Source organism: Micromonospora qiuiae, assembly GCF_016863555.1.
Lineage (GTDB): Bacteria > Actinomycetota > Actinomycetes > Mycobacteriales > Micromonosporaceae > Micromonospora > Micromonospora qiuiae.
Genome location: NZ_BOPC01000055.1, coordinates 28764 through 42929 on the forward strand (window position 1 = coordinate 28764; position 14166 = coordinate 42929).

The 14166-nt window shown below is 70.2% G+C and carries 11 protein-coding genes and 1 pseudogene; 5 read left to right on the forward strand and 7 right to left on the reverse strand.

Annotated elements, in window-relative coordinates:
* Positions 1-84: 84 nt before the first annotated feature.
* Positions 85-2151 (reverse strand): hypothetical protein, encoded by a 2067-nt coding sequence (locus tag Vqi01_RS19885; RefSeq protein ID WP_239098520.1) that lies wholly within the window; start codon positions 2149-2151, stop codon positions 85-87.
* Positions 2148-2939, reverse strand: a complete 792-nt coding sequence (locus Vqi01_RS19890; RefSeq protein ID WP_204036326.1) for a deoxyribonuclease IV — start codon at positions 2937-2939, stop codon at positions 2148-2150. The genes Vqi01_RS19885 and Vqi01_RS19890 overlap by 4 nt, the downstream gene beginning before the upstream one ends.
* 562 nt (positions 2940-3501) lie before the next feature.
* Between Vqi01_RS19890 and rpsF the strand changes: the two genes are divergently transcribed.
* From rpsF to rplI, 4 genes are all read left to right on the forward strand, one after another.
* Positions 3502-3792 (forward strand): 30S ribosomal protein S6, encoded by a 291-nt coding sequence (gene rpsF, locus Vqi01_RS19895; RefSeq protein ID WP_089004747.1) that lies wholly within the window; start codon positions 3502-3504, stop codon positions 3790-3792.
* A gap of 81 nt (positions 3793-3873) precedes the next feature.
* A complete protein-coding gene (locus Vqi01_RS19900) occupies positions 3874-4392 on the forward strand; it encodes a single-stranded DNA-binding protein (protein WP_204036327.1) in 519 nt (172 codons plus the stop codon).
* 41 nt (positions 4393-4433) lie between these two features.
* The gene (gene rpsR / locus Vqi01_RS19905; protein ID WP_007073789.1) at positions 4434-4673 is read left to right on the forward strand and encodes a 30S ribosomal protein S18; all 240 of its coding nucleotides are present in this window, start codon (positions 4434-4436) and stop codon (positions 4671-4673) included.
* Between the two features lie 14 nt (positions 4674-4687).
* Positions 4688-5134: a 50S ribosomal protein L9 gene (gene rplI, locus Vqi01_RS19910; protein WP_204036328.1), complete on the forward strand. Its 447-nt coding sequence runs from the start codon at positions 4688-4690 to the stop codon at positions 5132-5134.
* A gap of 139 nt (positions 5135-5273) precedes the next feature.
* Here the strand turns inward: rplI and Vqi01_RS19915 are convergent, their stop codons facing one another.
* Positions 5274-6965, reverse strand: coding sequence for a hypothetical protein (locus Vqi01_RS19915; RefSeq protein ID WP_204036329.1), 1692 nt, complete (start codon positions 6963-6965; stop codon positions 5274-5276).
* Between the two features lie 410 nt (positions 6966-7375).
* Between Vqi01_RS19915 and dnaB the strand changes: the two genes are divergently transcribed.
* On the forward strand, positions 7376-8767 hold the full coding sequence (dnaB, locus tag Vqi01_RS19920; protein ID WP_239098524.1) for a replicative DNA helicase: 1392 nt from the start codon (positions 7376-7378) through the stop codon (positions 8765-8767).
* Positions 8768-8915: 148 nt separating this feature from the next.
* Here dnaB and Vqi01_RS19925 read toward each other — a convergent pair whose 3' ends face one another.
* The 4 genes and pseudogenes from Vqi01_RS19925 to Vqi01_RS19940 all read right to left on the reverse strand — a co-directional run bounded on the left by Vqi01_RS19925 (position 8916) and on the right by Vqi01_RS19940 (position 13768).
* Entirely contained in the window at positions 8916-9284 is a 369-nt protein-coding gene (locus Vqi01_RS19925; protein ID WP_204036331.1) for a TFIIB-type zinc ribbon-containing protein, read from the reverse strand.
* A 22-nt stretch (positions 9285-9306) separates the two neighbouring features.
* On the reverse strand, positions 9307-9939 hold the full coding sequence (locus Vqi01_RS19930; RefSeq protein ID WP_204036348.1) for a phosphoribosyltransferase: 633 nt from the start codon (positions 9937-9939) through the stop codon (positions 9307-9309).
* A pseudogene (locus Vqi01_RS19935) lies at positions 9940-11253 on the reverse strand (glycosyltransferase 87 family protein); the annotation flags it as partial.
* 13 nt (positions 11254-11266) lie between these two features.
* The gene (locus tag Vqi01_RS19940; RefSeq protein ID WP_204036332.1) at positions 11267-13768 is read right to left on the reverse strand and encodes a putative bifunctional diguanylate cyclase/phosphodiesterase; all 2502 of its coding nucleotides are present in this window, start codon (positions 13766-13768) and stop codon (positions 11267-11269) included.
* Between the last annotated feature and the right edge of the window lie 398 nt (positions 13769-14166).

Consider the following 14166-nt stretch of genomic DNA (forward strand, 5'->3'; position numbering starts at 1 on the left):
TGCGGGAAGCCTGCCCGGCGCAGGGATCAAGCCTGACCGCCCGGAGCCGGGCAGGCTTCCCGCAAATCCCCACCCGGACCGGCTCTAGAGACGGAACACGACGACCGAGCCGATCTCCTCGCGGGTGACGCCCAGCCCGTCGACCGGCGCGTCGATGCTGATCTCCCACGGCGTGCCGGCGATCCGGTCGCGCAGCACCAGCACGTTGTGTACGCCGAGGGTGCGCAGGTAGTCGACGCTGACCTGGTCGGGGAAGGCCATCGTGACCCGGCGGACGTCGTCCAGTTGGCGCGGCGTGAAGCCACTGCCCCCGTTGACGATCTTCTGGAACCGCGTCGTCGACCAGAGCATCACCGGCTGGTCGTGGTTCTGCCCGCTGGGCAGCACCAGCAACGGGCCGTCGATGGTACGCATGGCAGCCGGCTGTGGTGGCACCACCGGGTGCGGCGTGGTATTGGTGCCCTCGGCGATGACCAGCACCAGCGGGAGCAGGGTGGCCAGGCGCAGCCACGGGCTCGGCCAGGAGGGGATCCGTTCAGCGGAGATCTCCCGGACCCGCTCGGCGAAGGCGCCGACCGCGCCGGCGGCGAGCAGTCCGAGCAGGAGGGTGGCCCACAGCATGAGCCGCCCCGGCGTACGGATGCCGGCCCAGCCCGGCAGGTGGTCGAAGAGCGGAGCGTAGGTGAATCGGCCGCCGAAGAACTCGGTGCCCATCGACAGTGTCATCGCCACCAGCGCCCCGGCGAGCAGCAGGAGGCGGTGGCGGACCTTCCAGATCGAGAAGAACAGGCCACCGGCGGCCAGCGCGTAGAGCACGAAGCCGGGCAGCAGGGTCATCTCCGGATGCCAGGGCAGGATCGATCGAGCGCCCTCGTGTAACCCGCCCCAGATGCGGGACTCCGTCGGAGCGGTCACGAAGCCGCTCAGCGGGGGCGAGAAGGCGGCGATGTCGCGGAGGGTTCGTTCGGCGTGCGGGTGCAGGTGGGTGACGGTGAAGTACGGGATGGCCAGCAGCACGCCGACCCCGGCGAAGATCAGACCACCGATCACGTCGGCGGCGAACAGGCGTTGGCCGAAGGGTCGTTTCACCCGCCAGAAGATCCGCTTCGCGTACCAGACGACGACGCTCACGATCACCGTGCCGGCGAGGAAGTACGCGAACGGCAGGCCGACGCCGAAGCCGAGGCTCAGCTGCCAGGTGGCCACCAGCCAACCGCCGTAGACCCAGCCCTCGCGCCGGCGCTCGGGCCGGTAGCCGTGCCGCAGCGACCAGCCGTGCCCCCGGGCGAGCATGGCCAGCGCCAGCGGGATGCCGCCGTTGGAGATCACGTGCAGGTGACCGGCCTGGGCCAGCAGCCACGGCGCGTAGGTGTAGCTGACTCCGGCCACGGCGGACCCGATCCGTCCCGCCCCGAGCTGCCGGGCCAGCACGTACGCGCCGAACGTGGCGAGCGCGTGCGCCAGCACGAACATGATGTTGTAGCGAACGAGGGCGGCCTCCGGCCCGGTGCCGATCATGCCGGCTGGCGCATAGCCGAGCAGCGTGTCGGAGAACGCGAAGCTCCAGCGCTCCGGAAAGAAGACGTTCGCGTGCCACAGTTGGGCGGGGTCGGTCAGCAGGATGTGCCCGGACCAGGCCATCTGCCAGGCCTGGAGGCTCGGGTCCCAGTAGTCCTGGGGCAGCGTGTATCGGGGGTAGCGCAGCGTCGGCCAGGTCATCAGCACGGCCAACGCGAGAGAGCCGAAAGCGGCCAGGGTCCACTCGTGGATCAGAATCCGGCCGAATCGACGGCCGAAGCGGCCGTACCAGGTCGGCACCGGGTCGGGGGCCGGCCCGAAGGAGGCCCAGGGATCCTTGCTGTCCCCGTCCGCCCGGCCCTCGTGGCCCTTCCCGTCCCGCTCGGCTGTGCCCTCGTCGGCCTTGGCGTCGTCCTTGTCTGTCGTGCCCGCGGCGTCCTTGCCGTCGCCCTTCTTGTCGGCCGTGCCGGCCTTCCTGTCGGCGAGGCCGGCCTCCTTGTCGGCGGTGGCCTTCTTCGGATCGTCCTGGCCGGGCTCTGGCCGCTCGTCGATGCCGTGGCCGCTCCTGTCTGATTCGTCCTTGCTGATCGCGCCCGTGGCGTTGTGGTCGCCGCCGGTTCCGCCCGTCGTCATCGCGCCGGAGTCTCCCCGCCGAGCTGTTCCCGCAGGAAGGCGATGTCGCTGGCCTGGCCCTCGGCGCCGCCCGGCGTCTCGACGATGACCGGGGCTCCGGCCGCCCGGATCACCGCCACCACCAGCTCCGGGTCGATGGTTCCGCCGCGCAGGTTGTCGTGGCGGTCGCGGCCCGACCCGAACCCGTCCTTGGAGTTGTTGGCGTGCACCAGGTTGATCCGCCCGGTGATCGCCTTCACCCGGTCGACCAGGCCGAGGAGTTCCTCACCGCCGGCGTGGGCGTGGCAGGTGTCGAGACAGAAACCGACCTGATGGTCACCGATGGCGTCCCAGAGCCGGGCGAGCGCGTCCAGCCGGCGCGCGCAGGCGTTCTCACCGCCAGCAGTGTTCTCGATGAGCACCGGCAGCCCGAAGCCACCCGACTCCTCCGCGTACGCCAGGGCCTTGCGCCAGTTGTCGAACCCGCTTGCGGGGTCGTCGCCGGAACTGATGTGCCCGCCGTGCACCACCAGCCCCTTCGCGCCGATCGCCGCAGCGGCCCTTGCGTGCGCGAGCAGCAGCTTGCGACTGGGGATCCGGATGCGGTTGTTCCCGGTGGCGACGTTGACCACGTACGGCGCGTGCACGTAGATGTCCACGCTGCTGGTGCGCAGGTGCTCCGCGTCCGCGCGGGGCTGCGGCGCCTTCCAACCCTGCGGGTCGGAGAGGAAGAACTGCACGGCGTCGGCTGCACGGGCGGCCGCTTCCGCGAGCGGGTCCGTGGGATCGACGTGGGCTCCGATACGCATGCAGGCGAGCCTACGTCGGGCGGACGACAGTCGGGGTCACGCCCATCGCGCCGGTCGCGTCACCGCGTACGGCTGGAGTCGTTGATACCGGTGGATTCGACAAACAGGTATGTGCCCGGCCCGGCGTTGCAGCCGGCCGACGGGAGGGCCCTCCGGCTCGGCGGGTCCGGGGTCGACGGACAAAATGTCAGTAATTTTGGTGTTTGCCCCACCTGTCACCCGCTTCCGCGATAACGTGCAGGTAACAACGTGATAAAGCTCCGCGGGGCGTCTCCGGTCCAATCTCATCGGTGTGGTCGTTCCTCCCCAGGTCCCACCCAAGGAATGCGGACGAGGCGCCCCGCGGTCACGTCAGTCCGGGGGTCCGTGTCGACACTGAGGTCGGCACGGACCCCCGGACCGCTGCGCCCGTGGCCTCGGTGCTGGTGATCGTCCGGGCCGGGTATCCTGGGCCGGTCGTCCGCTCCCGGGGCCGGGTCCTCCGGATCGGGACGGACCGCGACGCACGACCTCCTGCCACGGAAGGACCGTGGCCGCTTAGCCCACAGGAGGTGAGCACGTCTTGCGTCATTACGAAATCATGGTGATCCTCGACCCCAGCCTCGAGGAGCGCACCGTCGCACCGTCGCTCGACACGTACCTGAACGTGATCAGGACCGCGGGTGGCTCGGTGGAGAAGACCGACGTGTGGGGCCGCCGGCGCCTCGCGTACGAGATCAACAAAAAGGCTGAGGGCATCTACGCCGTCATCGACCTCCAGGCGACGCCGGAGGCCGTGGCCGAGCTGGACCGCCAGCTGCGGCTCAACGAGTCCGTGCTGCGCACCAAGGTCATCCGGCCGGAGATGCGCTAAGCATTCCACCCCCCGCCCCACCGGGATGAGCCTCATCTGTGCTGTCGGAGGGTTCTGGGAACCTGTACGACGTACGGATGAGTGCGCGAGGAGATGGTCATGGCAGGAGACACCACCATCACGGTCATCGGCAACCTGACCGATGACCCCGAGTTGCGGTTCACCCCCTCCGGGGCTGCGGTCGCCAAGTTCCGGGTCGCTTCGACGCCCCGGTACATGGACAGGGCGTCCGGCGAATGGAAGGACGGCGAACCGCTGTTCCTCTCGTGCACCGTCTGGCGGCAGGCCGCGGAGCACGTTGCGGAGTCGCTACAGCGCGGCACCCGCGTGATCGTGTCGGGCCGGCTGCGCCAGCGGTCCTACGAGACTCGCGAGGGTGAGAAGCGCACCGTCATCGAGCTGGAGGTCGACGAGATCGGCCCGTCGCTGCGCTACGCCACGGCGAAGGTGCAGAAGATGTCCCGCTCCGGTGGTGGCGGCGGCTTCGGTGGTGGTGGTGGCCAGGGCGGCGGAGGAAACTTCGACGATCCCTGGGCTTCGGCCGCACCAGCCCCCGCTCGTTCCGGCGGCGGCAACTTCGACGAGGAGCCTCCGTTCTGATGGCGCCGAGCGCCCGTGATCGTAAACCAGGAGCAAGAGCAATGGCGAAGGCTGCGGCACTGCGCAAGCCGAAGAAGAAGGTGAACCCGCTCGACAAGGACGGGATCACCTACATCGACTACAAGGACACCGCGCTGCTGCGCAAGTTCATCTCCGACCGCGGCAAGATCCGCGCTCGGCGGGTGACCGGCGTCACCTCGCAGCAGCAGCGGCAGATCGCTCGTGCGGTCAAGAACGCCCGTGAGATGGCGCTCCTGCCGTACACTGCGACGGCCCGCTGACAGGAGGCACCGACATGAAGATCATCCTGACTCAGGAGGTGTCCGGCCTCGGTGCCCCGGGCGACATCGTGGAGGTCAAGAACGGCTACGGCCGTAACTACCTGCTCCCGCAGGGCTTCGCGATCGCCTGGACCAAGGGCGCGGAAAAGCAGGTCACGCTCATCAAGCGGGCCCGCGCGGCCCGTGAGATCCGCGACCTCGACCACGCCAACGAGGTGAAGGGCCAGCTCGAGGGCCTCAAGGTGAGCCTGAAGGCTCGCGCCGGCGAAGGTGGTCGGCTCTTCGGCTCGGTCACTGCGGCCGAGATCGTCGACGCCGTCCGGGCCGCCGGTGGTCCGCCGCTGGACCGCCGCCGGCTGGAGTTGGGCGGCCACATCAAGTCGATCGGGTCGCACCCGGTGCGGATCAAGCTGCACCCCGAGGTGAGCGCCACCCTCAACCTCAACGTCGTGCAGGGCTGACCTCGCCGACCTACCTGACCGGGCCCGCACCGTCCATCGGTGCGGGCCCGCTCACGTCCGAGCCTCGGTCCCGCTCACCTGGGCGTTGCGATCCCGGTGTCCGACGTGCTCGACGCGATACGACCTCGCCCAACCGATGTCAGCCGCCGATGGGCTGACCGGTCAACGCGCTGATCATGACGGTGGAGAGACCGCCGCCGACCACCGCGGCAGCGAGGGCGATCGTGGTCGACTTCCAGGTCGTACCCACCCTCCGGAGCAGCATCGCGACCACCAGGCTGCTGGCCAGTGCCAACCCGAAGCGCGGCATCCCGGACACCATCGCGCCGAAGGCCCGGGCCCGCTGCGAGTCGCACCCACCACCGCTGATATCGGTCACACACCCCGCCGGCGGCGTGCCGTCGAGCGTCAACAGCCACACGAAGATCACCATCGCCGGCAGGAGATAGCACGCCGCCGTGTAGAGCAGCGGCAGCCACGGACCACCCGGATCCGGGTCGAGCAGGTCGTTCTCCAGGCGCCGGTTCCAGCTACCGGCGCCGACCGCCTCGATTCCCCGCCGTACGGCCGCCATGCCGACCGGCCGGGCGGAAGGCGCCGGGGATGCACGCCGCCGTGGTGCAGGGCGAGGGCGAGGCGCGGTGTAACCGACCACCGGGGACCGCGGTGCCGACGCACTCGCATCGACCCAGCGAGGATCGTCCCCCGCCAGCCGGGTCCCTGGCCAGAAGCCCTCCTGCACCGCTTCCGATCCAGCCGGCTCAGCCCAGGACCACTGCCCCGCACCGGACGTCGCACCCGAGCGGGATGCACCCGTACGGTCCGACCGAGCCGGGTCGGAGTAAGCGTCCCACCCGTCGGGCGTCCGCTGCGGCTCCCGCCGCTCCGCCTCGGCGTCGCGGTCCCACTGCCCGGTGGTGTCGGGCTGGAGCCACTGGCTGGTCCGGTCGGGCTCGAGCCACCGGTCCGCATCGGCTGTCTGGAGCCACTGACTCGTGCTGTCGGCATCCCATGGATCGGACTGGTCCAGACGACGGTCGACACCGGCGGGCTGCTGCCAGGCGTACAGGCCAGAAGCGTCCCACGGATCCACCGCCGGCGGATCTTCCGGCTGAGCCCTCCGCCTTCGGCGCTCCGCCGTCCGTTCCCAGGACTCCGACCCTCGGTCCCATGGATCCGCCCCCGGCTCGGCAGCCGGCTCCACCGCGCGCCGCCGGCGCCGTGTGGGCGACTCGGCGACCGGTTCCGAGTTGGTCGTCTGCTGGCCTTCATCCTCCAGGCCCGACCAGATCACCTGGCGGCGTCGTGACTGCGCGCGGCGGGGGCGGCTTCTCGGCGCCACCCCGGAGACCGGATCGTCCTCCTCGGCTCGGCGGCTGCCGACGTACCCCTCTTCCTGCGGGCGGTCGAAGGTCCACTCCCGGGTGTGTTCGGACACCGGTTCAGTGGCGGAGTCGCGCCAACTCGACTCGGCCGCCCGCCGGCCGCGGTCGGTCTCCGTATCGGCGGCCCGCCGGCCCCGGGTCGTCTCGGTCGAGCGCCAGCTGGCGTAGCGTGGCCCGTCGGCGTCGTCATCGTCGTCCGGGGCGGCATGCCGGCCGCCACCGTCGACGCTGTGTACGCCCGACTCCAGCGCCCAGCGAGGAAGGTACGACTCCTCCGGCTCCTGCTGGCCACGTTCGATGGCTCGGCGGCGGCTCGGGGTGCGGTACCGCTCGCTGGGCGAGTCGTATCGTTCGGCCGGGGACCGGTCGACGGGATCGGCCCACGAAGCGGCCGGCCCTCGCTCGCGCGGGCCATCCTCTCCGCGTCCCCAGTCCCGGTAACTCACGGCCGGAGCGTGACCCTTCTCAACCGAAAGCGCAATCCGCTGTCCAGGTGTAGCCGTAGAGCACCGATCCTACGGGACTATCAGGACAAAGCCCTACCCGAAAGTTTCGTCCACAGCCTGGGGATATTAGCTGCCCAGGTCAGCGGCATGCGGGCGGATCTTCCCCACCCGTTATCCACACCCTGTGCACAGGCTGCGCACAACCCTGTCCGCCGGCATCCACAGGTTGTCCCGAGGCTCGTCCACCGCCCTGGTTGAGTGGCTGACCTCGGGTTCCGTATGGTTAGCCCCCGACCGGCCGCCCGATGGCCCCCGATCGACGCGGACGGTCGACTTGTCGCACCCGGGCGATAAGCCTGGAACCGATCCGACGCAGTGGAGGGGGGCCCCGAGTGTCGGTCACCGACGACATGCGGACGGAGTCGTTCCCTGGCGGCGGGGCACCGGCCGGCCCGGCATCCCGCGACGGCCAGTTCGACAAGACGCCACCCCAGGACGTCGCCGCCGAGCAGTGCGTTCTGGGGGGCATGCTGCTGTCCAAGGACGCCATCGCCGACGTCGTAGAGATCCTCAAGAGCAACGACTTCTACCGGCCGGTGCACGCGACGATCTTCGACACCATTCTGGAGATCTACGGCCGGGGTGAACCGGCCGACGCGATCACCGTCGCGGCGGCCCTGGCGGACTCCGGTGACCTGGCCCGGATCGGCGGCGCGCCCTATCTGCACACCCTGATCGCGAGCGTGCCGACCGCCGCGAATGCGGCCTACTACGCGCGCATCGTCAGCGAGCGGGCGGTGCTGCGGCGGCTGGTCGAGGCCGGCACCAGGATCGTCCAGCTCGGCTACGGGACCGGCGGCGGTGGCAGCCGCGACGTCGACGACATCGTCGACCTGGCCCAGCAGGCCGTCTACGACGTGACCGAACGCCGGGTCAGCGAGGACTTCGCCGTGCTCGCCGACATGCTCCAACCGACCCTCGACGAGATCGAGGCGGTCGGTGCCCAGGGCGGCGTGATGACCGGTGTGCCCACCGGATTCACCGATCTGGACCGCCTGCTCAACGGCCTGCACGCCGGCCAGTTGATCATCGTGGCCGGCCGACCTGGATTAGGCAAATCAACTGCAAGTATGGACTTTGCAAGAAATGCGGCAATTCGGGCGAATCAGGCGGCGGCCATCTTCTCGCTGGAAATGAGCAAGGTCGAGATCGTCATGCGACTGCTCTCGGCCGAGGCCCGCGTGCCCCTGCACGTGTTGCGCAGCGGGCAGCTCTCCGACGACGACTGGACGAAGCTCGCCCGCTGCATGGGCGAGATCAGCGAAGCCCCGCTCTTCGTCGACGACACGCCGAGCATGAACTTGATGGAGATCCGGGCCAAGGCCCGCCGGCTCAAGCAGCGGCACGACCTCAAGTTGATCGTGGTCGACTACCTGCAGCTGATGACTTCGCCGAAGCGCACCGAGAGCCGGCAGCAGGAGGTGGCGGACCTGTCCCGTGGCCTCAAGCTGCTGGCCAAGGAGGTCGAGTGCCCGGTCATCGCGGTCAGCCAGCTGAACCGTGGCCCCGAACAGCGCACCGACAAGCGCCCCCAATTGTCCGATTTGCGCGAGTCTGGATCAATCGAGCAAGATGCGGACGTTGTCATACTTCTGCACCGCGACGACTACTACGACAAGGAGTCACCGCGGGCCGGGGAAGCGGATTTCATCATTGCCAAGCACAGGAATGGCCCGACCGACACGGTGACCGTGGCGGCACAGTTGCACCTGTCGAGATTCGTGGACATGGCGATCGTTTGACCCACTCGGCGGCCGGTGCAACGCCGATCGCCGTTTCGCCGTAATGGCGGTGTCCCGATCGATCAGACACCGCCATACGGACGCAACGGAGTCGATCAACTGGCTGCGAAACGCCGTGGGAATCAGCCGGGAGCAGCGGCTGTGGGAATCAGCCGAACATCTCGTCCAGGAAGCTCTTGCGCTTCTTGCGCCGGTAGTGGCCGTGGTAGCCGTAGTGCTGCTGTCCGTGGCCGTACATCGGGGCCGGTGCCGGGTAGCCGGGCGGCGGGGGCGGCACGGCACCGTAGCCGGGCTGATGCGGGGCGGGTGCGGGCGGCGGGGGTGCCTGGTAGCCGGCGGGGCGTTGGAGGGCGGGCGGGGACTGCTGCGCGCTCCAGTTGGCCTCGGCCTCGAACAGCTTCTCCAGCTCGCCGCGGTCGAGGAAGATGCCCCGGCATTCGCCACATTGGTCGATGACGACGCCGCTGCGCTCGTACTGGCGCATTTCTCCGTGACACTTGGGACAGGTCAGGCTCATTACCCGAAGGTACCTGGTCGGCTCATCCGGTAGCCGTCAGCGTCGTCGTCACCTCCTCGTCGGAGACCTCGTGGAAGTCGTCGTAGTACGCCCCGACCGCACCGAAGGCGGGTGGGCGCTGGGCGCAGATCACCTCGTCGGCCTCGGCGGCGAGCATCTCGTACGCCTCCTCGGAGCTGACCGGGACGGCGACCACCACGCGGCGGGCCCCGAGTTGGCGGGCGACCTGGACGGCTGCGCGGGCGCTCGCTCCGGTGGCCAGGCCGTCGTCGACGATGACGGCGATGCGGCCGGTGAGGTCCAGCGGTGGCCGATCGGCCCGGTAGAGCTGCTCCCGCCGGTCGAGTTCCGCCTGCTCGCGGCGTTGGACCTCGGCGATGTCGTCCGGGCCGAGGTGGTTGGCGACCATGTCGTTGAGCACGCGTACGCCACCGGGGCCCAGCGCCCCGAAGGCGACCTCGGGAGCCATCGGCATGCCGAGCTTGCGGACCACCAGCACGTCCAGCGGCGCGCCGAGGCGTTCGGCGATGACTCGGGCCACGGGCACGCCGCCGCGCACGAGGCCGAGTACGACGACATCCGGTTCGCCGATCAGGGCGGTCAGCCGGTCGGCGAGCACCCGGCCCGCCTCGGCGCGGTCGCGGTATCTGGTCATGCCTTCAGGTCTACGCCCCGCGGGCCCGCTTCGCCCGGTGGTTGCCGGATCCGAGGGGTGGGCCAGCGCGGGTGCCCAGAGCAGGAACGCGATCGGGTACAGCAGGTAACCGAAGCGGGTGGCGGGCATCAGGAGGATGGCCGCGAGGAGTCCGTACCCGCAGATCAGTGCCGCGGCGTGGGCGGTGTGGGGCGGGCGGCGGGCGAGCCGGAAGGCGATCGCCAGCCCGGTGCCGATCAGCAGCGCGGCGGCGATCGCCCGGCCGGCGGGCAGCGCGCCCGCGATCAGGTGCCCGGGGAACGGTGACTGCGCCGGGCTGGTGACCAGGCCGTGCCCGAGGGGGAACCGCAGCACGTTCTCCACCAGCGCTTCGTGGTCGACCAGCAGGGCGGGCAGCAGCGCGGCGGCGGGTAGCCCCAACGCGCCGGCCGCGACCCGTGGCCCGGCCCCGCGGGTGAATCCCCAGATGATCAGCACTGCGGCGACCGGCCAGGCGAAGAGCTTGAGCGCCCCGGCAAGCCCGACGGCGATGCCGGCGGAGCCGGGACGTGCGGTGGCGGCGAAGGCGAGGGCCAGCAGGCAGAGCGCGAGTACGGGTAGGTCGTCGCCGCCGGTGGCCAGGGTGAGCGCGCAGATCGGCAGTACGGTGGCGGCCTGGGCACCGCGCAGCAGGAGTGCGTCGTGCCGGGCTCCGGGCGCGGGTCGCCGCAGGACGCGGAGGGCGAGCAGGAGAGCCAGCGTGGTGCCGACGGCGAACCACACCCGGGCATCGGTCCACCATGTGTCGGAGAGCGCGCGGGGCAGCCCGAACAGCGCCATTCCGGGCTGGTACGGGGTGTAGCCGAGCAGTTGGTCGTCCGGGTGCAGCGCGGCGATGGCGTCCGGTCCGAGATAGGGGGTGCCGGTCTCCAGCAGGCGTCGCCCGGACTCCTCGACGACCAGCACCTCCTCCTGCGCCCGGTCGGTCCGTCCGGCGGCGCGTTGCGCGCTCTGCGTGATCAGGGGCAGCGCGACGGAGCCGGCGAAGGCGAGGGTGGTGACCAGCCAGCGGGCCGGCACCCCGACGAGCGGGGAGGCCGGCCGGTGGCGACGAACGAGGAGTTGACCGGCCCCGGCGAGCGTGGCGGCGAGGTAGCCCAGCGCGGCGATCGAGCCCCAGGCGCGGTGCGGGGTGAGGGTGGAGGTGGCGGCGGTGACCGCCGCGAAGGCGGCCGAGGCGGCGTAGAGGCCGAGGTCGAGCGGGAGGCCACCGATGGCCGAGTCGAGGCGGTGCCACCACCGGGGGCGGCGGCCGGTCGTGGTGGCGGTGCGCATCGGGTCCAGTGTGTCAGGCCGGCTGATGGCGGCCGCGGGCCCCCGGCCGGCGACCCGGTGGTAGCCGGACCACCGCGCCGGCGTCGTGCAGTGCGGTGGCGAGGGCGCCTGGTCGGCCGCCGGTGCCCCGGCGGAGCGCCGCGAGCAGCGTCCCGGCGGGTAGCGGTCGGGCGAAGAGGTGGCCCTGACCGGCGGTGCAGCCGAGTTCCCAGAGGGCATGGCGCTGCGCCTCCCGTTCCACCCCCTCGGCCACCACCGCCAGGTCGAGGCTGCGGCCGAGATCGAGGGTGGAGCGGACGATGGCGGCGGCTTCGGCGGAGGACTCCATCGCAGTGACGAAACTTCGGTCGATTTTCAGCTCGTGCACCGGAACCCGGGAGAGCAGGGACAGCGAGGAGTAGCCGGTGCCGAAGTCGTCCAGCGCGAGCCGGACGCCGGAGTCGCGTAGCCGGGTGAGCACCTGGTCGACGACGTCGAGCTGGCTGAGCGTGAGGGTCTCGGTCAGCTCCAACATCAGCCGGTCGGGAGGCAGGTCGTGGGCGCGTAGGCGGGCCAGCACCGCGCTGGGGAACCGGGCGTCGAGCAGGCTGCGTGGGGAGACGTTCACCGCAACCGGGACGCCGAAGCCGGCATCCCGCCACATGCCGGCGGCGATCAGCGCCTGGTCGAGGATCGCCTCGGCGAACGCGGGGAGCAGCCCGGAGCGCTCGACCGCGTCGAGGAAGCGCAGCGGATCGATCATGCCGTGGGTGGGGTGACGCCAGCGGGCCAGCGCCTCGGCCGCGATGACCTCTCCCGTGCCGAGGTCGACGATCGGCTGGAAGTTCACCGTGAACTCCTGGTCGGCGACCGCGCGGGGCAACTCGCCGCTGAGCGTGAGCCGGCCGAGGTCGGCGGTGTCGCGGGCCGGTGCGTAGGTGGCGATCCGTTGCCCGGTGCGTTTGGCCTGGTACATCGCGACGTCGGCGCGGCGCAGCAGTTCGACCACGCCGCCGGTGGCCGGCGCGATGGCTATGCCGCCGCTGGCCTCGACACTGATCCGCATGCCGTCGATGTCGAAGGGCTCGTGCAGCGTCGCCAGCAGGGTTTCGGCCCGGTGCGCGGCCACCGCGGGGGCGGGCAGGGCCCGCAGGAGTACGGCGAACTCGTCGCCGCCGAGCCGGGCCACCAGGTCGTCGGCGCGGGCGGCGCCGCGCAACCGCTCGGCGACCCGCACCAGTGTCTGGTCGCCGGCGGCGTGGCCGAGGGTGTCGTTGACCTCCTTGAAGTGGTTCAGGTCGATCAGCACCAGCGCGGTGACGCCGTCGGCGTGCCGGTTGTGCAACTGCTCGTTGCCCTCGTCGAGCAGGTGGCGCCGGTTCGCCAGGCCGGTCAGCGCGTCGTGCGCTGCGGCGTGCGCGTGGGCCTGGGCCACCCGGGCGAGTTCGGCGTACGCCTGGGCGTTGCGTACCGCCGTGCAGAGCGCCGAGGCGAAAGTGTGCAGCGTGTAGCGCTCCCGCTCGTTGAGTTGCACCGGGCCCTGGAAGCGCAGCCGTAGCACGCCCACGTCGATGGACTTGTCGTGTCCCTCGAGCGGCACCGAAGCCACCGCGCCCTGCATGGTGCGCTCGTCGGCCGGCCCGTCGTAGGTGATGCCGGTGGTTCCGCCTCGCGCGATGCGGCCGGCGTCGCGCAGTTCGATCTCCACTTCGTCGGCGGAGAAGAGTTCGGCGGCCCGGGTGATCGCGGTGGTGAGGACCTCGTCGAGATCGACGACGTTGAGCGCGTCGGTGGTCTGCGCGAGCCGTTGCCACACCTGCTGCTCGGTGCGGGCGCGGACTCTCGACAGGTAGAGCAGGTGAAGGCTGAGCACCAGCGGCGGTACGGCCAGCAGCAGCCGGGCATCGAATCTGATGATCAGTACGGTGCCGACGATGACGACGAGCCGGGTCAGGGCGGCGGTCACGCGGAGGTCCCAGTCGTCGCGGAACAGCTTGCGCAGGGACGTGCCGGTGGCCATGGCGATGACCGGCAGTGTGATGAGTTCGTCGATCAGCACCGCGGCGAGGTAGGCGGCACCCAACGCGATCATGGCTTGGCCGATGTCGTGGTTCTCCGCCGACCACTCGAGCAGTTGCAGGACGAGCCCTGCGGCGGCGGCGACAAGCATGTTCTTGCCGATGCCGAAGGCTCGCTTGAGTGGGGTTCCCCGAGCCAGGAGGGTGGCGATCGCTACGCCGATCCCGGTAGCCAGGACCACCACCGGCACGGGTGCCGCGGCGAGGCCGATCACGATTGCCGTCTCGGTCCAGGCGATGTCGTGATTGGTGGCGCGGATCCGGACCCCTACCTTGACCCGGAAGCCGATCGCGACCAGCGAGATCAGCGCCGCCCAGATGACCGTGGCCTCCCGTACGCCGTAGCTCGGCAGGTGGGCGATGGACACGGCTCCGACGAGTGCGGCTGATACGACGACGAGACCGACTGCCGGCCGTAGCCGTCGATCGGTCTCGGTCTGTCGTTGCTGTGGAGCCAACCGTTGTCCCCATTCGTCACCGAGGGGCTGCGCTCCGCAAGCGTACTTCTACTGGCGCTGACTCAGAAGCCAGCTCAGTTCCATTCGTGCGAGTTCATTTCGCCCCCAGATGGTTTGGTTTTGCTTCGGTAGCCAAAACCATAGGAGCATCCGCGACCGTTTCGCTATAAAAAATGTCGGTTTGCGCATAATAGGCCAATGCCGTGGCTGTTTGTCACGATCTGTCCCAACTCGCTGACGGAGGGTCTATTCGAGTGGTCGATCGGGTTGTCGCCTTCCAGTGGGCAACCCGCAACCTGCCGGATTCTTCTGGTCCAAACAACCTTGACCAGATCACAATGCTCGCTTGATCGCCGCTTCGGCTGAGCTTGCCGGATGCTGCCCGGTCACGCCAAGTG